Origin of the sequence: Pseudomonas azadiae (assembly GCF_019145355.1) — a bacterium.
Lineage (GTDB): Bacteria > Pseudomonadota > Gammaproteobacteria > Pseudomonadales > Pseudomonadaceae > Aquipseudomonas > Aquipseudomonas azadiae.
In genome coordinates this window covers 2,347,181-2,366,904 of sequence record NZ_JAHSTY010000001.1, presented here as the reverse complement: position 1 = coordinate 2,366,904, position 19,724 = coordinate 2,347,181, and the positions used below count along the sequence as shown (strand labels likewise).

Here is a 19,724-nt window from a genome sequence, read left to right as displayed (position 1 = left end):
TTTAAACTAACGAGAATTATTCGCGATTGTGTCAGAGCCGTGGGGTGGGCGCAATTGGCGTTTGTCGGGAGATGACGTTAAAACGATGGCGCCTGTCTGCGCCGTTTCCATTGGCTCAAACGCTCTTGCAGCGCCTGTGGCGAGTCGATGTGCTGCTGGCGCGCACGGTTCAACAGGATCAGCATCAGCTCCGCCGTGGCCAGGGCATCGGCGCTGGCGTGATGGCGCTCGCCCACGTGCAGGTTGAAGTGGTTGACCCAATCGTCCAGCCCGGCCTCGCGCAGAGGCACATCGGGGCACAGCAGCGGGGCGATCTCGGCAACATCGAGAAACGTATGGGTCAGGCGATGACCCAGGCTGTCCTTGAGCGCCCGGCACAACATGTGTTGATCGAATGGCGCGTGGAACGCGAGCAACGGGCTGTCGCCGACGAACTCCATGAAGTCCAGCAGCGCCTCCACCGGGTCGCTGCCGGCCGCAATCGCACTGGGGCCGAGGCCGTGGATCAATACGCTGGGGCTGAGTTTGGTTTCAGCGCGTTGCAGGGTGCGTTCGAAGAGTTGAGAGAAGTCCACCGCGCCGTCTTCGATCACCACCGCGCCAATGGACAGCACCTGGTCACGGTTGAGGTTCAGCCCGCTGGTTTCCAGGTCCAGCACGACCCAACGCTGGTCGCGCAAGGAACCGCCACCCAGGGCGGTGGGCTTGCGCAGCTGCTCCATGCGCTTGAGTTGGGCGCCGTCGAGCCCGGGCTTTTTCGTGCGCAGCCAACTGAACAGGCTCACAGCTGATACCGCAACGTCAGGCTGCTTTGCAGGCGCTGAGCCTGACGCAGAGACTCACGCAGGATGCGCCGGTCCAAGTGGTTGAGGCTGTCCGGGTCAACGCGGTTGGAATACGGCTGGTTCTCGCGGGTTTGCAGCTGGTGCTGTTGCATGCGGGTTTGCTGGATAAAGTGGTACGCCTCTTCATACGCGGCGCCGTCCAACGGTTCGATCACTTCTTTGATCACCAGTTGGCGCAGGCGCTCCAGGGTGTTGTTGGCGTGGATGCCATTGGCCAGGGCCAGCAGGCGCGCGCCGTCGACAAAAGGCGTCAGGCCTTGCACCTTCAGGTCGAGAGTGGCTTTTTCGCCGCCTTTACGCGTCAGCACAAACTCGCGGAAACGTCCTACAGGCGGCCGCTGGCGCAACGCGTTCTCAGCCAGCATGCGTTGGAACAAGCGGTTATCCGCGATCTGGTCGAGAATGCCCTGGCGCAATTGTTCGCAGCCACGTTCATCGCCCCACACCACGCGCAGGTCGAAATAAATGCTGGAGCCCAGCAGATTCTCCGGCGTCGCCTCACGAATGAATGCCGCAAACCGCCGCGCCCATTCCGCTCGGGACAGGCAAAGCTCTGGGTTGCCGGCCATGATGTTGCCCTTGCACAGGCTGAACCCGCACAACGCCAGGCTCTGGTTGATCTGCTGTGCCAGCGGCAACAGCAGTCCACGCATGGCCTCCGCTTCGCCCGCATCCTTGGCGTCAAACAGAATGCCGTTGTCCTGGTCGGTGTACAGCGTCTGCTCGCGACGACCTTCGCTGCCAAAACACAGCCAACTGAACGGCACGCCGGGGTCGCCTTTTTCGGCCAGCGTCAGTTCGATCACCCGACACACGGTGTGATCGTTGAGCAGGGTAATAATGTGGGTGATCTGGGTAGACGACGCACCGTGGGCCAGCATGCGTTCCACCAGTTGGCCGATCTCGCCGCGTATCGCCACCAGGTTGTCCACGCGCGGCGCATTACGGATGGTGCGCGCCAGGTGCACCAGGTCCACCCGTTGCAGGGAAAACAGGTCGCGCTCAGACACCACGCCACACAGGCGCTGGTCTTTGACCAGGCACACATGGGCGATATGCCGTTCAGTCATGGCGATGGCGGCGTCGAAAGCGCTGTGGTCCGGGGTCAAGAAGAAGGGTGCCTGGGTCATATGGCCTTCGATGCCCTGGCTGAAATCGCTGGTGCCATCGGCCACCACTTGGCGCAGGTCGCGCAGGGTGAAAATTCCCAGGGGTGCTTGGTCCTCATCGACGATCACAATGCTGCCCACCTGTTGTTCATGCATCAGCGTCACCGCTTCGCGCAGCGGCGTGGTTGGGCTGCACATCACTGGATGGCGCATGGCCAATTCACCCAGGCGGGTGTTCAGTGAGTATTGAGTGCCGAGGCTTTCCACGGCTTTTTGTTGAACCTGTTGATTCACGGTGTCCAACAGGCTGCTGACGCCACGCAGGGCGAAGTCGCGAAACGGGCTGGAAAGCGCGAACAGCTTGATAAAGGCCGGTTTGTTCAGTTGCAGGCAGAAGGTGTCTTCGGCGGCCTTGTGCTCGGTGCGGGTTGCCCGTTCACCTAACAGTGCTGCGAGGGGAAAGCATTCGCCAGTCGCGATTTCAAAGGTGGTTTCTTCGCTGTCCGGGCGCTCACCCACGACCCGTCCCTGCTTGACGATATAAAAGTGTTCAACCGGCCCGCCCGACGGCTTGAGGATGCTGTCACCGGGACCATAGAAGCGCAGCTGGCACTGTTCCACCAGAAACGCCAGGTGGGCGTTTTCCATCTGGTTGAAGGGCGGGAAGCGCTGCAGGAACTGCAGGGTGCCATGGATATTTTGCAACACAGCAGTTTTCCCCGCCTGGGCGAAGGCATCAGCTTTACTCATAACAGTGGCCGCATTTTTTTGTCGTTATCGTCCCGCATGGTCGACCCCCGCGCGGCGGGTGCCCATTGGACGTAAGTCTAGGTCGATGCAAAAGGCACGCACCTAAGGAAAAACCTTACATGACTATCGTCTAAACCCCGTATAACGCCCACTAGGCAAACTTTCCGACGAAGTGCACATTGATCGCCCTTCCGCAGATGTCTGACGAGTGTGCTGGGAGTTGAATAGAACTGCTGAGAACCGTATGTCCGACCACGATATTTTGAGCGATGCCGAGCGCGAGGCGCTGAGCGCCGTGATGCTGGAGCCTGATCTACCGCCACAACGCGTGTTGATTGTTGACGACGACAAGGATGCGCGTGAACTGCTGGCGGAGATCCTGGGGCTGGACGGTATCCGCTGCATGACCGCCGACAGTGGCGAGGCGGCATGGAATTTGTTGAAATCCAGCAGCTCCATCGGTTTGTTGATCACCGACCTGCGCATGGCCCCCAGCAACGGCCTGGAGTTGATCCGCCAGGTGCGTGAGTCCACGCGCGCGGCGCTGCCGATCATTATCATGTCCGGGGACGCGGAAGCGCCGGATGTGATCGATGCGATGCATTTGAGCGTGGTGGATTTTTTGCTCAAGCCCATTGATAGCTTGAAGTTGGCGAAGTTGGTGAAGCGGGAGTTGGGGATGGCGTCCTGATTTCGTGGTGACTGATGAGCATAGGTATGTACACATTTTTGTAGTGAGCGGGCTTGTCCCGCGCTGGGCTGAAGCGGCCCCAAACCAGGCGAATTGGGTTTATCTGAAACTGCGCGGCGTCTTTATTGGGGCGGCTTCGCCACCCAGCGCGGGACAAGCCCGCTCACTACAGGGAGTGTAGATGCCGATGCTGCGATGAGGCCATCACGGCATACCTGAATCTTCCCAGATGAAAAAAGCCCCGATCTTGCGACCAGGGCTTTTTCATTTACAGGCCGTTCTTAGCCTTGAACTCACGCCGCCGACGGTGCAACACCGGCTCGGTATACCCATTGGGCTGTTTAGTCCCTTCAATCACCAACTCCACCGCCGCCTGGAACGCGATGTTGCTGTCGAAATCCGGCGCCAATGGGCGATACAGTGCGTCCCCGGCATTTTGACGGTCCACCACCGGCGCCATGCGCTTGAGGCTTTCCATCACCTGGGCTTCGTTGACGATACCGTGACGCAACCAGTTGGCAATGTGCTGGCTGGAGATGCGCAGGGTGGCGCGATCTTCCATCAGGCCCACATCGTTGATGTCCGGCACTTTCGAACAGCCGACGCCCTGGTCAATCCAGCGCACCACATAGCCCAGGATGCCCTGGGCGTTGTTGTCCAATTCGTTGCGGATTTCTTCGTCGGACCAATCGGTGTTGCTGGCCAGAGGAATCGTCAGGATGTCGTCCACCGAGGCGCGTTCGCGCTTGGCCAGTTCGGCCTGGCGGGCGAAGACATCCACCTTGTGATAGTGCAGCGCGTGCAGGGCAGCGGCCGTTGGCGACGGCACCCAGGCGGTGTTGGCACCGGCCAGTGGGTGGGCGATTTTCTGTTCGAGCATCGCGGCCATCAGGTCGGGCATGGCCCACATGCCTTTACCGATCTGCGCGCGACCTTGCAGGCCGGTGCTCAGGCCGATATCGACGTTCCAGTTTTCGTAGGCGCCAATCCATTTCTCGGCCTTCATTGCGGCCTTGCGCACCATCGCGCCGGCTTCCATGGAGGTGTGGATTTCGTCGCCGGTACGGTCGAGGAAACCCGTGTTGATAAACACCACGCGCTCGCTGGCCGCCTTGATGCAGGCTTTGAGGTTGACCGTGGTACGGCGCTCCTCGTCCATGATCCCGACCTTCAGCGTGTTGCGCGGCAGGTTCAGTACATCTTCGATGCGGCCGAACAGCTCGTTGGTGAACGCAGCTTCTTCCGGGCCGTGCATCTTTGGTTTCACGATATACACGGAACCGGTGCGGCTGTTCTTGCGGCTGTTGTTGCCGTTCAGGCTGTGGACTGCCGCCAGGCTGGTCAGCAGGCCGTCGAGGATGCCTTCCGGCACTTCGTTGCCGTCTTTGTCGAGGATGGCGTCGATGGTCATCAGGTGACCTACGTTACGCACGAACAGCAGCGAACGGCCGTGCAGCGTGACGTCGTTGCCATCCACGCCGGTGTAAACGCGGTCGGCGTTCATGGTGCGGGTGAACGTCTTGCCGCCCTTGGCCACTTCTTCAGCCAGGTCGCCTTTCATCAGGCCGAGCCAGTTGCGGTAGATCACTACTTTGTCGTCGGCATCGACGGCGGCGACGGAGTCTTCGCAGTCCATGATGGTGGTCAGTGCGGCCTCCATCACCACGTCCTTGATGCCGGCGGCGTCGGTCTGGCCGACCGGGGTGCTGGCGTCGATCTGGATTTCGAAGTGCAGGCCGTTGTGTTTGAGCAGGATCGCAATCGGCTCGGCCGCTGGGCCCTGGAAGCCGATGAACTGGGCATCGTCGCGCAGGCCGCTGTTGCTGCCGCCCTTGAGGCTGACGATCAGCTTGCCGTCGACGACCTTGTAACCGGTGGACTCGACGTGGCTGCCGGCGCTGAGCGGCGCGGCTTCGTCGAGAAACGCACGGGCAAAGGCGATGACCTTGTCGCCGCGTACCTTGTTATAGCCCTGGCCCTTCTCGGCGCCGTCGGCTTCGCTGATGGCGTCGGTACCGTACAGCGCGTCATACAGCGAACCCCAACGCGCATTCGAGGCGTTGAGGGCGAAACGGGCGTTCATGACCGGTACCACCAGCTGGGGACCGGCCATACGCGCGATTTCGTCGTCGACGTTTTGGGTCGTGGCCTGGAAGTCCGGGGCGTCTGGCAGCAGGTAGCCGATGTCCTGCAGGAAGGCCTTGTAGGCCACCGGGTCGTGAGCCTTGCCTGCGTGAGTCTGGTGCCAGGTGTCGATCCGCGCTTGGAAGTCGTCGCGTTTGGCGAGCAGGGCTTTGTTCTTCGGGGCCAGGTCGTGGATGACCTTGTCGGCGCCGGCCCAGAACTGCTCGGCGGTGATGCCGGTGCCGGGAATGGCTTCGTTGTTCACGAAGTCGAACAGGACTTTGGCGACCTGCAGGCCACCGACTTGAACGTGTTCAGTCATCTCTTGCCTCACTCTGCGGAGCTTATGCGCTGTTTCGGATTTTCATTATGTAGTGCACGTTTGGGCATACTACATCATGACTTGCGGTTGTGAAAATTAGACTAAATACGTCGTTTAGCGACCCACTTTGGTCGTACGGTCACAGCGGAGAACCGGATGTTCTCAAAAAACTGTTGGATTGTTCCAGATAAATATAAAAATGGTACACGATTTGTTTTCGAGGGCGCCTGCGTCCACCTTGTAGATTGAATTCCAGAGGGCAACGCCATGGACCACCTTGTACTCACAATTATCGCCGCCGACAAACCCGGCCTGGTTGAACGTATTGCGCAGGTTATTGCCGCCCACGGTGGCAACTGGCTGGAAAGCCGAATGGCACATATGGCCGGGCAGTTCGCCGGGATCTTGCGTGTCAGTGTGCCTGCAGAAAACCGCCAGGCGCTGGTGGGTGCGCTGGAAGATTTATCCACGCAGGGTATTCGCGTGCTGGTGGGTGAGGGCAGCACCGGCCAGGCATCCGCGTCCAAGGCGATCGTGATGACGCTGCTGGGCAACGACCGTTCGGGCATTGTGCGTGAGATCACGGCGCTGCTAAGCAAGCAGGGCGTCAACCTGGAGCGCTTGAGTACCGACGTGCGGCCGGCGCCCATGAGCGGTGATCCGTTGTTCAGTGCCGAGGCGTTGTTGCAGGTGCCATCGACGTTATCCCTGGAGACGTTGCAGGAATCCCTGGAAACCCTGGCGGACGACCTGATGGTGGAGTTGCGTAACGAGGAATAACGGGGTGGATGTCTGCAAGCCAAGCAGGCTGTGGCTTGCAGAGGTTTGAGCGTTTTTTGATCAGCGTTTGCGCAGGCGCAGCCAGATATCCACGCTGTACACCAGCAGGCCGGCCCAGATAAAGGCGAAGGCGGTCAGCGTGCTTGGCGCCAGGTGTTCGCCGAACAGCAGCACGGCTTCCAGCAGCACCAGGGTGGGCGCTACGTACTGTAAAAAGCCCAGTGCGGTGTAGGGCAAATGCCGCGCGGCGGCGTTGAAACATACCAGCGGGATCAGCGTCACCGGGCCTGCAGCCACCAGCCACCAAGCCTCGGAAGTACTCCAGAATTCCAGCTGTGCACTGTGGGCGGTCGGGTTGAACAGCAACCAGGCTACGGCAATCGGCACCAGCATCCAGGTTTCCACTACCAGCCCCGGCAGGGCTTTCACTGGCGCCTGCTTACGGATCAGCCCGTAGAAGCCGAACGTCAGCGCCAGCACCAGCGACACCCAGGGCAAGCTGCCCACTTGCCAGACTTGTTGCGCCACGCCCACCGCGGCCAACCCGACGGCTACCCATTGCAGGCGGCGCAGGCGCTCGCCGAGCAGCAGCATGCCCAGCAGGACGTTGACCAGCGGATTGATGTAGTAACCCAGGCTCGCTTCCAGCATGCGCCCGGTGTTCACCGACCAGACATAGGTCAGCCAGTTAGCCGCGATCAACGTACCGCTCAGGGCCAGGATCGCCAGGCGCTTGGGGTTGTCGCGCAGCTCGCGGAACCAGCCGGGATGTTTCCACACCATCAGCAGCAAACCGCCGAACAGCGCCGACCAGAGCACCCGGTGCACGATGATTTCGGCGGCGGGTACGCTGGCGATGGCTTTGAAGTACAGCGGGAACAGGCCCCAGATGACATAGGCACTAAGGCCCAGGATGTAACCCTTGCGGGGGTTGGCGGCTTGCATGCGGAATCCTTGCTTGGGCTGCTGACAAAGCGCGATTGTAATTGGGTTTACCGATCGTTCCCACGCTCTGCGTGGGGATGCCGATTTGGACGCTCCGCGTCCGCTCTTGAACGCGTGACGCAGAGCGTCACCTGATGCATTCCCACGCGGAGCATGGGAACGATCAGCAGTCAGAAGAGTTTCAGCGGCTCTTCATTCAGGGCCGACAACTGTTCGCGCAAGGCCAACACTTGGTCGCCCCAATAACGCTCGCTGCCAAACCAGGGGAAGCTATGGGGGAACGCCGGGTCATCCCAACGGCGTGCCAGCCAGGCGCTGTAGTGCATCAGGCGCAGCGCGCGCAGAGGTTCGATCAGCGCCAATTCACGCGGGTCGAAGTCGTGGAATTCCTGGTAGCCATCCATCAATTCCGACAGTTGGCCCAGGCATTCCTGACGATCGCCCGCGAGCATCATCCACAGGTCCTGCACCGCCGGGCCCATGCGGCAGTCATCGAGGTCGACGATGTGAAACATTTCGTCGCGGCACATCATGTTGCCGGGGTGGCAGTCGCCGTGCATGCGAATGTTCTTGTGCGGCGTGGCCTTGTACACCTCTTCCACCCGTTTGAGCAGATCGCGGGCCACGGACTCGTAGGCCGGCAACAGGCTCTTTGGAATGAAGTTGCCTTCCAGCAGCGTGGTGAGGGAGTCATGGCCGAAGTTTTTCACCCCCAAGGCCTCACGGTGCTCGAACGGGCGGGTGGAACCCACCGCATGCAAACGGCCGAGCAATTGCCCAAGGCGATACAGCTGATCGAGATTGCCCGGCTCCGGCGCGCGGCCGCCACGGCGGGGGAACAAGGTAAAACGAAAGCCCGCGTGCTCGAACAGGCTCTCGCCGTTGTGGATCAGTGGCGCGACCACCGGCACTTCGCATTCGGCCAGTTCGAAGGTGAAGCGGTGCTCTTCGAGGATCGCTTCGTTGGTCCAGCGTTGCGGGCGATAGAACTTGGCGATCAGCGGCTCGGCGTCGTCGATACCCACTTGGTAGACGCGGTTTTCGTAGCTGTTGAGCGCCAGGATGCGAGCATCGCTGAGAAAGCCGATACTTTCCACAGCATCAAGCACCAGGTCGGGGGTGAGCGTTTCAAACGGATGGGCCATGCGTACTCCTGCGCGCAGCAGGTCGCCGCGTCCGGCCCGGTATGGTAACAGCATAGAAAGGCGGTGGCTGTTCGGACGCCATCGCGGGCAAGCCCGCTCCCACAGGTGACCGCGTATATCCTCTAAGAATGCGGTCACCTGTGGGAGCTGGCTTGCCTGCGATGAGGCCCTATCAGGCGCCGACGATACCGCCATCATCGCGCCGAATAGCCATCACCGACGAACGCGGTTTGCCATTCGGCACATGCTCCGGCCAGGTCGAACCACCGGTCTCGCCCGGGTGCTGAATGCCCACGAACAAGGTCTTCTGATCCGGCGAAAAGCTGATGCCCGTCACCTCGCACGCCACCGGTCCGACCATGAAACGGCGGATTTCCCCGGTGCTCGGGTCGGCGCAGAGCATCTGGTTATTGCCCATCCCCGCGAAATCGCCCGCGTTGCTGTAGTCGCCGTCCGTAAGAATCCACAGACGCCCGGCCTTGTCGAAACCCAAGCCATCGGGGCTGTTAAACATATTCTGCGGGTTGATATTCGACGAACCGCCCTTAGGCGTTCCGGCATGCACGCCAGGGTTGCCGGCCACCACGAACAGGTCCCAAGTGAACGCCTGGGCGCCGTGGTTATCGGCGTCGGCCTTCCAGCGCAGGATCTGGCCGTAGACGTTTTTCTCACGAGGGTTGGGTCCACCAACGGGCTGGCCGTCTTCACCGCGCTTGGCATTGTTGGTGAGGGTGCAATAGACCTGGCCATCGGTGGGGCTGACCACGATCCATTCCGGGCGGTCCATGCGTGTGGCTTTCACCACGCTGGCGGCCAGGCGCGCGTGGATCAGCACTTCGGCTTGGCTGTTGAAGCCGGTGCTGGCGTCGATGCCGTTTTTCCCAAAGGTCAACTCGACCCACTGGCCCTTGCCCTTTGGGTGGTCGGCATTGCCGTCGCCCGCGTCGAAGATCGCCACATACAAGGTGCCGTGGTCGAGCAGGTCTTTGTTGGCCTTGGGGTTCTTGTGGTTGATCTTGTCGCGGCTGACAAACTTGTAGATGAACTCGCCGCGCTCATCATCCCCCATGTACACCACGGCGCGCCCGTCGCGGGTTTCGGCCAGGGCGGCGTTTTCGTGCTTGAAACGGCCCAGGGCGGTGCGTTTGGTCGGAGTGGATTGTGGGTCGAACGGATCGATCTCCACCACCCAACCGTGGCGATTGAGTTCGTTGGGGTTCTTGGCAAGGTCGAAACGCGGGTCGTGCTGATGCCAGTTGATGTCTTTGCTGGCCGCGACCGCGCCGTAGCGTTTCTGCCCCGCGTCGAAGGTCTGTTGTGGGTTGCTGCTGCCGAAGCAGTCGGTGAAATTCTCTTCGCACGTCAGGTAAGTGCCCCATGGCGTCTTGCCGTTGGCGCAGTTCTGGAAGGTGCCCAGGGCGTTCTTGCCGGATTTGTCGGCGCTGGTTTTCAGCCAGTCGTGGCCGGCGGCGGGGCCGCTGAGGCGGATCGGCGAGTTGCCGTGGATGCGCCGGTTGTAGCGCGAGTCCTGGACGAACTGCCAGGTGTCGCCCTGACGTCGCACTTCGATCACGGACACGCCTTCGCTGGCCAGGGCCTTGCGCACGTCTTCGGCCGATTGCGGCGCGCCGCCGTGGGCGTAGAGGTAGCGGTAGTTGGTGTATTCGTTGTTGATCGCCATCAGCGCGCGGTTATCGTCGCCGGGGAAGGGGAACAGGCTCATGCCGTCATTGTTGTCACCGAACTGCTGTTCCTGGGCCTCTGCCGTGCCGTTGCCGGACGGGTCGAAGGCCGGCGCGCGCTTGCTCAGCGGCTGGCCCCAACTGATCAGCACCGAAGCGCTGTAGCCCGGCGGCAGGGTGATGGTGTCGCTGGTGGCGGCGGCGATGCTGGTAAAACCCAGCAGCGGGCTGGCGCTGGCGGCGTTGACGGCCAGGGCGCTGCGGCTCAACAGGTTGCCGCCCAGGAACATCGCGGCACCGCACAAGGCACCGGCACCGATGAAGCGGCGGCGGGTGAGGCCGACCATCTGTTCGAGGTCGGTGGCTTGGTTTTCTTCTAATAGGCTCATCTCAGGCTCCTTTACGGTTTTTGCAGATACCTTAAGGAGTGAGCGTGACGAAATTGTTGCATTTAAAAGAAGCGCGCGGCTTACACCGGTGTGCCGAGCAGCACATTGCTCGGCGCGAATTGCACCTGGATCGCCGTGCCGCTGGCGGCGCCGATGGCCTTGAGCGCGTCGGGCTGCGCCAGTGCGCAGAGAACCTGGCCGTTGGGCAGGGCGATGCGCACTTCGCTGGGGCCGTCGTCGGCGTCGAGAATGGCGTCAACGGTGCCGCGCATGCAATTGTGTCCGGGTGTTGCGGAATGCTCGATCGCCAGCAATTCCAGCCAGCCGGCCTTGATCAGCGCAACGACCTCCACACCGGTTTCCAGCTCCAGGCGCTGCGTGCTGTCGTGGGTAATCTGCGCATCCAGCGTCAGCCCACCCGCCAGTTGTAGGCGGACCCGATCATTGCGGCCCTGCTGGTCGATGGCAATGACCTGGCCGTGCAGTTGATTGCGCGCGCTGGTGCGCAGCATCAAGCGGCCCAGCAGGTTGAAGTCGCTGGCCGCTTCGTCGGAGCCCAGCACCTCGGCCTGCAGCACTTGCAGGCGCTGGTACAGACGCAACACCCGCTCTCCCTCGGCCGTCAGCCTGGCGCCTCCACCGCCCTTGCCCCCGACGCTACGTTCCACCAGGGGCTTTTGCGCCAGATTATTCAGCTCATCGATGGCGTCCCACGCCGCCTTGTAACTCAAGCCTGCGCTCTTCGCGGCACGGGTGATGGAGCCCTGCTCGACGATATGCGCCAGCAAGGCGATGCGCTGGGGACGACGGATGATGTGTTGGCTGAGCGGGATCGGCAGAGACATGTGGATACGCTTCGATGAGATAGGCCGAACGTTGCGGGCAAGCCTGGCTGGCGTCAAGTCAGGGGCCCGGTTTGGGCGTGCGGGCCAGGCAGTACACGTCGACCTTTCTCGCGCCTGCATTGATCAATAATCGCGCCAGGCTGTGGGCGGTCGCGCCGGTGGTGAGCACGTCATCGACCAGGGCGAAGTGACGCCCTTGCACCTGGGCTTCGGGCGCCAGGGCGAAGGCGCCGAGCAGGTTGCGCTTGCGCGTCCTGGCGTCGAGGGCTTGCTGTGCAACGGTTTCATGGGGGCGTAACAACAGGTGTTCATCGTGGGCGATATTCAGGTCGCTGCTGAGCCAGCGCGTCAGCATCAACGCCTGGTTATAGCCGCGTTCACGCAGGCGTTTGCGGGCCATGGGCACCGCCAGCAAGCAATCGGGTTGCGTGAGTTCGGTGTTGTCGAAGCGGTGTTGCAGATGCTGCGCCAACAGTCGTGCAAGCATCTGCCCGAGCGGCCAGCGTGCCTGGTGCTTGAAGCGGCTGATCAGGCTGTCGACGGGAAAGCTGTAGGTCCAGGGCGCGATCACCTGGCTGAAGGCGGGCGGTTGTTTCTGGCACTGGCCGCAGATCAATCCTTCCATCGGCAGGGGCAGGGCGCACACATCGCAATGCTCCATCAACCACGGCAGCTCCGTTTCGCATGCGTTGCATACCGCATCGGCGGATTGCGTCGATTCATCGCAGATCAGGCAGAATTGTATGGTTTTTAACCAGATGTAAACCTGGTGGTTGTTGCTGGGTTGACAGTGCATGGATCTTCCTTAAATATGCCGAGCATCCGTGTCGTGCCTGTGGGTATTACCCAGCCCACAGCGCTTGCCAAAGCATAATCAAGGAATCGCCCATGAGCGCCAGCACCACCGCCACATTGCGTCACGATTGGTCCCTCGCCGAAGTCAAAGCGCTGTTCGTGCAGCCGTTCAATGACCTGTTATTCCAGGCGCAGACCGTGCACCGCGCGCATTTCGACGCCAACCGTGTGCAGGTGTCGACGCTGCTCTCGATCAAAACCGGCGCGTGCCCGGAAGATTGCAAATATTGTCCGCAGTCGGGCCACTACAACACCGGCCTGGAAAAAGAAAAGCTGATGGAGGTGCAAAAGGTCCTCGAAGAGGCCGCCCGCGCCAAAGCCATCGGTTCGACCCGCTTTTGCATGGGCGCGGCCTGGAAACACCCGTCGGCCAAAGACATGCCCTACGTGCTGGAAATGGTCAAAGGCGTGAAGGCCATGGGCCTGGAAACCTGCATGACCCTTGGCCGTCTCGACCAGGACCAGACCGAAGCGCTGGCCCAGGCCGGCCTCGATTACTACAACCACAACCTCGACACGTCGCCGGAGTTCTACGGATCGATCATCACCACCCGCACTTACGGTGAGCGCCTGCAAACCCTGGCCTATGTGCGTGATTCCGGGATGAAGATCTGCTCCGGCGGCATCCTCGGCATGGGCGAATCCCTCGATGACCGCGCCAATTTGCTGATCCAGCTGGCCAACCTGCCGGAGCATCCGGAATCGGTGCCGATCAACATGCTGGTGAAGGTCGCCGGTACGCCGCTGGAAAACGCCGAGGACATCGACCCGTTCGACTTCATTCGCATGCTTGCCGTGGCGCGCATTCTGATGCCGCAGTCCCACGTGCGCCTGTCGGCCGGCCGTGAGGCGATGAATGAGCAGATGCAGGCCTTGGCGTTTTTTGCTGGTGCCAACTCGATCTTCTACGGTGACAAGCTGCTGACCACCGCCAACCCGCAGGCCGACAAGGACATGCAATTGTTCGCGCGCCTGGGGATCCTGCCGGAGGCGCGGGAAGAGCACGCCGATGAAGTGCATCAGGCGGCGATCGAGCAGGCGTTGGTTGAGCAGAAAAGCAGCGAACAGTTCTACAACGCCGCCGCCGTTTGATTGCAATGCAATCCAAATGTGGGAGCTGGCTTGCCTGCGATAGCGGTCTGTCAGGCATATTGATGTTGAATGTGCCGCCGTTATCGCAGGCAAGCCAGCTCCCACAATGTTGACCGAGTTAATCCTTTGAAGCCGAGGCCTGCATGTCTTTCGATCTCGCCGCGCGCCTCGCTGCCCGCCGGGCCGAACACCTTTATCGCCAGCGCCCGCTGCTGGAAAGCCCCCAAGGCCCGGAAGTGGTGGTGGACGGCCAGCCGTTGCTGGCGTTCTGCAACAACGACTACCTGGGCCTGGCCAATCATCCGCAGGTGATCGAAGCCTGGCGCGCCGGTGCGTCCCGTTGGGGCGTCGGCGGTGGCGCTTCGCACCTGGTGGTCGGGCATGCCACGCCGCACCATGAACTGGAAGAAGCCCTGGCTGACCTGACCGGTCGCCCGCGCGCCTTGTTGTTTACGACCGGCTACATGGCCAACCTGGGCGCGGTCACGGCGTTAGTGGGGCAAGGCGATACCGTGCTGGAAGACCGTCTTAACCATGCCTCGCTGCTGGATGCCGGCTTGCTGTCCGGTGCGCGCTTTAATCGCTACCTGCATAACGATGCCGAAAGCCTGGCCAAGCGCCTGGAGAAGGCCACCGGCAATACGCTGGTAGTCACCGACGGCGTGTTCAGCATGGACGGCGATTTGGCCGACTTGCCCGCGCTGGCCCGTGAAGCCAAGGCCAAAGGCGCCTGGTTGATGGTGGACGACGCCCACGGTTTCGGCCCCTTGGGCGCCAATGGCGGCGGGATCGTCGAGCATTTCGGCCTGAGCCAGGAGGACGTGCCGGTACTGGTCGGCACCCTCGGCAAAGCGTTCGGCACGGCCGGAGCCTTTGTGGCCGGCAGTGAAGCGCTGATCGAAAGCCTGATCCAGTTCGCGCGCCCCTACATCTACACCACCAGCCAACCACCGGCCCTGGCCTGCGCGACCCTGAAAAGCCTGGAGCTGTTGCGCAGCGAGCATTGGCGCCGCAAACACCTCAACAGCCTGATCCGCCAGTTCCGCCAGGGCGCCGAGCAGCTTGGCCTGGCGTTGATGGACAGCTTCACGCCGATCCAGCCGATCCTGATTGGCGACAGTGCCAAGGCCATGCGCCTGTCACAGCGGCTGCGCGAGCGCGGCCTGATGGTGACCGCGATCCGTCCACCCACGGTGCCGGCCGGTAGCGCGCGTTTACGCGTGACATTGACGGCGGCCCACAGCGCGGCGCAGGTGCAGCTATTGTTAAACGCCTTGGAAGAGTGTTTCCGCCTGGAGCCCGCCCATGCGTGATCGATTGATACTGCTGCCCGGCTGGGGCCTGGGTGTTTCACCATTGGAACCGTTGGCCGCCGCACTGCAGGGTTTGGACGAGCACCTGCAGGTGCAGATCGAGCCGTTGCCCGCACTGGACTCCAGCGACCTTAGTGAATGGCTCGACGAACTCGACGCCACGTTGCCGGACAACGCCTGGCTGGGCGGCTGGTCACTCGGCGGCATGCTGGCCTCGGAGCTGGCGGCACGGCGCGGCGAACGTTGCTGCGGCCTGCTGACCCTGGCGAGCAACCCGTGTTTTGTCGCCCATGATGGCTGGCCGAATGCGATGCCCGCCGAGACCTTCGATGCGTTTCTCGCCGGCTGCCATGCCGATTCCCAGGTCACCCTCAAGCGCTTCGGCCTGTTGTGTGCCAAGGGCGCCAAAGACCCGCGCGGGTTGTCGCGCCTGCTGGTCAGCGGTGCTCCGAGTACGCCTTCACGTGTCTTGATGCCCGGGCTTGAGCTGCTCGCCCAACTCGACACGCGCGACGCCCTGCTGGCGTATCGGGGTCCGCAGTTGCATCTGTTCGCAGGTCTGGACGAACTGGTACCCGCCGAAGCTGCCGGCGCGCTGCTGGCCCTGCTCCCGGATATTGAAATCGGCCTGATTGAACAGGCCGGCCACGCTTTTCTTCTGGAAGACCCCCACGGTGTAGCGGGGGCCATCCAGGCTTTTTTGCATGAGTGCGTCGATGACTGATTTATCCCAGGCCCCGCTGCCGGGTGCCTTGCCGGACAAGCGCCAGGTGGCGGCGTCCTTTTCCCGTGCCGCCGCCAGTTACGACAACGTCGCCCAGTTGCAGCGGGCGGTTGGCCACCAATTGCTGGCGCGTTTGCCGGCGGATCTGGCGCCGCAACGCTGGTTGGATATGGGCTGCGGCACCGGATATTTCAGCCGCGTGCTGGCCGAACGTTTTTCCAACAGCCAAGGCATCGCACTGGATATCGCCGAAGGCATGCTCAACCACGCACGCCCGTTGGGTGGCGCCGAGCACTTCATCGCAGGTGACGCCGAGCGCTTGCCGCTTAAGGCTGAAAGCTTGCAGTTGCTCTTCTCCTCCCTTGCGGTGCAATGGTGCGCGAACTTCGGGGCGGTGCTCAGCGAGGCCCATCGCGTGTTGCAGCCGGGTGGTGTGCTGGCCTTCGCCAGCCTCTGCGTGGGCACCCTGGAAGAACTGCGCGAAAGCTGGCGCGCGGCGGATGGCCTGGTTCACGTCAATCGCTTTCGCACCTTCCAGGCGTACCAACAACTGTGCGCGGCCAGCGGCCTGCGGGTGGTGAGCCTGGAACGGCGCGCGCATGTATTGCATTACCCCGATGTGCGCAGCCTCACCCATGAGTTGAAGGCATTGGGCGCGCATAACCTCAACCCCGGTCGGCCGGGCGGCTTGACGGGGCGTGCGCGGATCGCGGCACTGGTGCAAGCGTATGAGCAGTTCCGCCAGGCCCAGGGCCTGCCGGCGACTTACCACGTGGTGTATGCCGTACTGGAGAAACCGCTATGAGTGCCGCTTACTTCATCACCGGCACCGACACCGATGTCGGCAAAACCACCGTCGCCGCCGGCCTGTTGCACGCGGCGCGGCAAGCCGGACGAAGCACCGCCGCCGGCAAGCCCGTCGCTTCCGGCTGCGAGGTTACGCCCAACGGCTTGCGCAACGCCGATGCATTGGCGTTGTTGGCGCAATGTTCGTTGCCCCTGAATTACTCCGATGTGAACCCGGTGGCGTTCGAGCCGGCCATCGCACCGCATCTGGCGGCGCGCGAGGCGGGTGTCTCGCTGACCGTGCAGTCCCTGGTGAAGCCCATGCAGCAGGTCCTGGCCCTGAAAGCGGATTTCACCTTGATCGAAGGCGCAGGCGGTTGGCGCGTGCCACTGGCCGACCAAGCGAATTTGTCAGACCTGGCCATGGCGCTGAAACTGCCGGTGATCCTGGTGGTGGGCGTGCGCCTGGGTTGCATCAGCCATGCCTTGCTCACCGCTGAAGCCATTGCACGGGATGGTTTGCAACTGGCGGGGTGGGTGGCCAATATCATCGACCCCGAGACTTCCCGTCTGGAAGAAAACCTCGCCACCCTGGCCGAGCGCCTGCCTGCGCCGTGCCTGGGCCGTGTGCCCAGACTCAAGCACGCCGGGGCTGAGGCGGTGGCGCATTACCTGCAATTGGATTTGCTTGACTGATTTTGGCTATTGCCAGGCATTGTGCTATTAGTGTTTTTAACGGGCGTTTTGCCAGCATCTCTGTTTCAATCATTGTTCACGATTCTCTAAAAGGCAGGTTCAAGCCATGGACATCTCTGGCAGCAGCGCGTTTTATTCGGGCCTGAATACCATTGCGTCCGGGCAGAGCCGTGTCGACCAGGCCGCCGGCAAGATCGCCAGTGCCGCCACCAGCCAACCCTCGGACGCCCAGAATGATCGGCTGCAAGCGGTCAATCGCGGCCAGCCGACCAACTCTGCGAGCAATATGGTGGAATTGGCCGAAGGCAAATTCCAGGTAGAGCTGGGCGTCAAAGTCGCCAAGGCTTCGGATGAAATGCTTGGCAGCTTGATCGATACCTACGCTTAATCCTCTCTCTGTCTGTACGCCAGCTTCGCTTTTATGTGGGAGCTGGCTTGCCTGCGATCAGATCCCCTCGGTATGACTGATGTACAGCGGCGTCTGCATCGCAGGCAAGCCAGCTCCCACATTTGATCGTTCTTGCCTGCTCGAACTTCTAGACTTCTCAAATCACGTGGCGTCTTGCCACAGGCATCGCCGTGCGCGCCGTTGATCCACGTCATGACAAACGGCATCCGGACGACGCTTGACATCCCCAGGTCGTAAACGTATGTTTCAAACACCTGTTTGACCGCCATCACACATCCACGCGGTTGTTCATCCCAGATACATCAGCAGAGGTTTATCGCTATGCCTGACTACAAGGCCCCCTTGCGTGATATTCGCTTCGTTCGTGACGAACTGCTTGGCTATGAAGCGCACTATCAGAGCCTGCCGGCTTGCCAGGACGCTACGCCGGACATGGTTGACGCCATCCTTGAAGAAGGCGCCAAGTTCTGTGAGCAAGTGCTGGCACCGCTGAACCGTGTGGGCGACATCGAAGGGTGCACCTGGAGTGAGTCAGGCGTTAAAACCCCGACCGGTTTCAAAGAAGCCTACAAACAGTTCGTTGAAGGCGGCTGGCCAAGCCTGGCCCACGACGTGGAGCACGGTGGCCAAGGCCTGCCGGAATCCCTGGGTCTGGCCGTGAGCGAAATGGTCGGCGAAGCCAACTGGTCGTGGGGCATGTACCCAGGCCTGTCGCACGGCGCGATGAACACCATCTCCGAGCACGGCACTCCCGAGCAGCAAGACGCCTACCTGACCAAACTGGTGTCGGGCGAATGGACCGGTACCATGTGCCTGACCGAGCCGCACTGCGGCACCGACCTGGGCATGCTGCGCACCAAGGCCGAGCCTCAGGCTGATGGTTCCTACAACGTCTCCGGCACCAAGATCTTCATCTCGGCCGGTGAGCACGACATGGCCGATAACATCGTCCACATCGTCCTGGCCCGCCTGCCGGATGCACCGGCCGGCACCAAAGGCATTTCGCTGTTTATCGTGCCCAAGTTCCTGCCGAACGCCGATGGCTCGATCGGCGCGCGCAACGCGGTGACCTGCGGCTCGCTGGAACACAAGATGGGCATCCACGGCAACGCCACTTGCGTGATGAACTTCGACGCGGCCACCGGTTTCCTGATCGGCCCGGCGAACAAAGGCCTGAACTGCATGTTCACCTTTATGAACACCGCTCGCCTGGGTACTGCGCTGCAAGGCCTGGCCCACGCCGAGATCGGCTTCCAGGGCGGCCTGAAATACGCTCGCGACCGCCTGCAAATGCGTTCCCTGACTGGTCCGAAAGCGCCGGAGAAGGCTGCTGACCCGATCATCGTGCACCCTGACGTGCGCCGCATGCTGCTGACCATGAAAGCCTTCGCCGAAGGCAACCGTGCAATGGTGTACTTCACCGCCAAGCAAGTGGACATCGTCAAGTACGGCACCGACGACGAAGCCAAGAAACAGGCTGACGGCCTGCTGGCCTTCATGACCCCGATCGCCAAGGCGTTCATGACCGAAGTCGGCTTTGAATCGGCCAACCACGGCGTGCAGATCTATGGCGGCCACGGTTTCATTGCCGAGTGGGGCATGGAGCAGAACGTGCGCGACAGCCGCATTTCGATGCTGTACGAAGGCACCACCGGCATCCAGGCCCTGGACCTGCTGGGTCGTAAAGTGCTGATGACCCAAGGCGAAGCGCTCAAGGGCTTTACCAAGATCGTGCACAAGTTCTGCCAGGCCAACGAAGGCAACGAAGCGGTTCAGGAATTCGTCGCGCCGCTGGCTGCACTGAACAAAGAGTGGGGCGAGTTGACCATGAAGGTCGGCATGGCCGCGATGAAAGACCGTGAAGAAGTCGGTGCTGCTTCGGTGGATTACCTGATGTACTCCGGTTATGCGTGCCTGGCTTACTTCTGGGCCGACATGGCGCGCCTGGCGGCCGAGAAACTGGCTGCCGGCACCAGCGAAGCGGCGTTCTACACCGCCAAGCTGCAAACCGCGCGCTTCTACTTCCAGCGCATCCTGCCGCGTACCCGCACTCACGTCGCGACCATGCTCTCGGGTGCAGGCAACCTGATGGACATGAAAGAAGAAGACTTCGGCCTGGCTTACTAAGCCTCACCGGATCACCTTAAAACCGCCGCGCCCCTTGGGGCGCGGCGGTTTTTTTTGCACGATAAAAAACCGCACTGCCGCGCTCAGGGATTGCG

General features: G+C 61.7%; 17 protein-coding genes. 9 read left to right on the top strand and 8 right to left on the bottom strand.

Annotation, left to right across the window (positions count from 1 at the left end; all coding sequences use genetic code 11):
* Positions 1-77: 77 nt before the first annotated feature.
* Complete coding sequence (locus tag KVG91_RS10790) at positions 78-785, bottom strand: 3'-5' exonuclease (protein WP_169378619.1); 708 nt, start codon at positions 783-785, stop codon at positions 78-80.
* Positions 782-2,704, bottom strand: coding sequence for a putative nucleotidyltransferase substrate binding domain-containing protein (locus KVG91_RS10785; RefSeq protein ID WP_169378620.1), 1,923 nt, complete (start codon positions 2,702-2,704; stop codon positions 782-784). The genes KVG91_RS10790 and KVG91_RS10785 overlap by 4 nt, the downstream gene beginning before the upstream one ends.
* Positions 2,705-2,948: 244 nt before the next feature.
* Here KVG91_RS10785 and KVG91_RS10780 point away from each other — a divergent pair, with 244 nt between their 5' ends.
* Entirely contained in the window at positions 2,949-3,395 is a 447-nt protein-coding gene (locus tag KVG91_RS10780; RefSeq protein ID WP_169378621.1) for a response regulator, read from the top strand.
* A 268-nt stretch (positions 3,396-3,663) separates the two neighbouring features.
* Here KVG91_RS10780 and KVG91_RS10775 read toward each other — a convergent pair whose 3' ends face one another.
* Entirely contained in the window at positions 3,664-5,841 is a 2,178-nt protein-coding gene (locus KVG91_RS10775) for a malate synthase G (protein WP_169376490.1), read from the bottom strand.
* Positions 5,842-6,108: 267 nt separating this feature from the next.
* On the opposite strand from KVG91_RS10775, the gene KVG91_RS10770 reads away from it, so the two are divergent.
* The gene (locus KVG91_RS10770; RefSeq protein ID WP_169376491.1) at positions 6,109-6,621 is read left to right on the top strand and encodes a glycine cleavage system protein R; all 513 of its coding nucleotides are present in this window, start codon (positions 6,109-6,111) and stop codon (positions 6,619-6,621) included.
* Positions 6,622-6,681: 60 nt separating this feature from the next.
* Here the strand turns inward: KVG91_RS10770 and rarD are convergent, their stop codons facing one another.
* The 5 genes from rarD to KVG91_RS10745 form a co-directional block, all read right to left on the bottom strand.
* Entirely contained in the window at positions 6,682-7,566 is an 885-nt protein-coding gene (gene rarD / locus KVG91_RS10765; RefSeq protein ID WP_169376492.1) for an EamA family transporter RarD, read from the bottom strand.
* Between the two features lie 170 nt (positions 7,567-7,736).
* Positions 7,737-8,711: a serine/threonine protein kinase gene (locus KVG91_RS10760; RefSeq protein WP_169376493.1), complete on the bottom strand. Its 975-nt coding sequence runs from the start codon at positions 8,709-8,711 to the stop codon at positions 7,737-7,739.
* Between the two features lie 172 nt (positions 8,712-8,883).
* A complete protein-coding gene (locus KVG91_RS10755) occupies positions 8,884-10,782 on the bottom strand; it encodes a PhoX family protein (RefSeq protein ID WP_169376494.1) in 1,899 nt (632 codons plus the stop codon).
* 80 nt (positions 10,783-10,862) lie between these two features.
* The gene (locus KVG91_RS10750; protein WP_169376495.1) at positions 10,863-11,627 is read right to left on the bottom strand and encodes a TOBE domain-containing protein; all 765 of its coding nucleotides are present in this window, start codon (positions 11,625-11,627) and stop codon (positions 10,863-10,865) included.
* A 58-nt stretch (positions 11,628-11,685) separates the two neighbouring features.
* Positions 11,686-12,423, bottom strand: coding sequence for a ComF family protein (locus KVG91_RS10745; RefSeq protein WP_169376496.1), 738 nt, complete (start codon positions 12,421-12,423; stop codon positions 11,686-11,688).
* A gap of 92 nt (positions 12,424-12,515) precedes the next feature.
* Here KVG91_RS10745 and bioB point away from each other — a divergent pair, with 92 nt between their 5' ends.
* The 7 genes from bioB to KVG91_RS10710 all read left to right on the top strand — a co-directional run bounded on the left by bioB (position 12,516) and on the right by KVG91_RS10710 (position 19,629).
* Positions 12,516-13,574 (top strand): biotin synthase BioB, encoded by a 1,059-nt coding sequence (gene bioB / locus KVG91_RS10740; protein WP_169376497.1) that lies wholly within the window; start codon positions 12,516-12,518, stop codon positions 13,572-13,574.
* 143 nt (positions 13,575-13,717) lie between these two features.
* Positions 13,718-14,887 (top strand): 8-amino-7-oxononanoate synthase, encoded by a 1,170-nt coding sequence (bioF, locus tag KVG91_RS10735; protein WP_169376498.1) that lies wholly within the window; start codon positions 13,718-13,720, stop codon positions 14,885-14,887.
* Entirely contained in the window at positions 14,880-15,611 is a 732-nt protein-coding gene (locus tag KVG91_RS10730) for an alpha/beta fold hydrolase (RefSeq protein WP_169376499.1), read from the top strand. Before bioF ends, KVG91_RS10730 begins: the two co-directional genes overlap by 8 nt.
* Positions 15,604-16,416, top strand: coding sequence for a malonyl-ACP O-methyltransferase BioC (gene bioC, locus KVG91_RS10725; protein ID WP_169376500.1), 813 nt, complete (start codon positions 15,604-15,606; stop codon positions 16,414-16,416). Before KVG91_RS10730 ends, bioC begins: the two co-directional genes overlap by 8 nt.
* On the top strand, positions 16,413-17,093 hold the full coding sequence (gene bioD, locus KVG91_RS10720; protein ID WP_169376501.1) for a dethiobiotin synthase: 681 nt from the start codon (positions 16,413-16,415) through the stop codon (positions 17,091-17,093). Before bioC ends, bioD begins: the two co-directional genes overlap by 4 nt.
* Before the next feature lie 106 nt (positions 17,094-17,199).
* Complete coding sequence (locus KVG91_RS10715) at positions 17,200-17,481, top strand: pyrroloquinoline quinone biosynthesis protein PqqE (RefSeq protein ID WP_169376502.1); 282 nt, start codon at positions 17,200-17,202, stop codon at positions 17,479-17,481.
* Positions 17,482-17,823: 342 nt separating this feature from the next.
* A complete protein-coding gene (locus KVG91_RS10710) occupies positions 17,824-19,629 on the top strand; it encodes a phenylacyl-CoA dehydrogenase (RefSeq protein ID WP_169376503.1) in 1,806 nt (601 codons plus the stop codon).
* The last annotated feature ends 95 nt before the right edge of the window (positions 19,630-19,724 follow it).

What these genes read in the sequence shown, in the direction of transcription:
- rarD (WP_169376492.1), bottom strand. Translation starts at nt 7,566, where the DNA reads ATGCAAGCCGCCAACCCCCGCAAGGGTTACATCCTGGGCCTTAGTGCC.
- bioC (WP_169376500.1), top strand. Translation starts at nt 15,604, where the DNA reads ATGACTGATTTATCCCAGGCCCCGCTGCCGGGTGCCTTGCCGGACAAG.
- KVG91_RS10760 (WP_169376493.1), bottom strand. Translation starts at nt 8,711, where the DNA reads ATGGCCCATCCGTTTGAAACGCTCACCCCCGACCTGGTGCTTGATGCT.
- KVG91_RS10775 (WP_169376490.1), bottom strand. Translation starts at nt 5,841, where the DNA reads ATGACTGAACACGTTCAAGTCGGTGGCCTGCAGGTCGCCAAAGTCCTG.
- KVG91_RS10750 (WP_169376495.1), bottom strand. Translation starts at nt 11,627, where the DNA reads ATGTCTCTGCCGATCCCGCTCAGCCAACACATCATCCGTCGTCCCCAG.
- KVG91_RS10745 (WP_169376496.1), bottom strand. Translation starts at nt 12,423, where the DNA reads ATGCACTGTCAACCCAGCAACAACCACCAGGTTTACATCTGGTTAAAA.
- KVG91_RS10770 (WP_169376491.1), top strand. Translation starts at nt 6,109, where the DNA reads ATGGACCACCTTGTACTCACAATTATCGCCGCCGACAAACCCGGCCTG.
- KVG91_RS10780 (WP_169378621.1), top strand. Translation starts at nt 2,949, where the DNA reads ATGTCCGACCACGATATTTTGAGCGATGCCGAGCGCGAGGCGCTGAGC.
- KVG91_RS10710 (WP_169376503.1), top strand. Translation starts at nt 17,824, where the DNA reads ATGCCTGACTACAAGGCCCCCTTGCGTGATATTCGCTTCGTTCGTGAC.
- KVG91_RS10755 (WP_169376494.1), bottom strand. Translation starts at nt 10,782, where the DNA reads ATGAGCCTATTAGAAGAAAACCAAGCCACCGACCTCGAACAGATGGTC.
- bioF (WP_169376498.1), top strand. Translation starts at nt 13,718, where the DNA reads ATGTCTTTCGATCTCGCCGCGCGCCTCGCTGCCCGCCGGGCCGAACAC.
- KVG91_RS10730 (WP_169376499.1), top strand. Translation starts at nt 14,880, where the DNA reads ATGCGTGATCGATTGATACTGCTGCCCGGCTGGGGCCTGGGTGTTTCA.
- KVG91_RS10715 (WP_169376502.1), top strand. Translation starts at nt 17,200, where the DNA reads ATGGACATCTCTGGCAGCAGCGCGTTTTATTCGGGCCTGAATACCATT.
- KVG91_RS10785 (WP_169378620.1), bottom strand. Translation starts at nt 2,704, where the DNA reads ATGAGTAAAGCTGATGCCTTCGCCCAGGCGGGGAAAACTGCTGTGTTG.
- bioB (WP_169376497.1), top strand. Translation starts at nt 12,516, where the DNA reads ATGAGCGCCAGCACCACCGCCACATTGCGTCACGATTGGTCCCTCGCC.
- bioD (WP_169376501.1), top strand. Translation starts at nt 16,413, where the DNA reads ATGAGTGCCGCTTACTTCATCACCGGCACCGACACCGATGTCGGCAAA.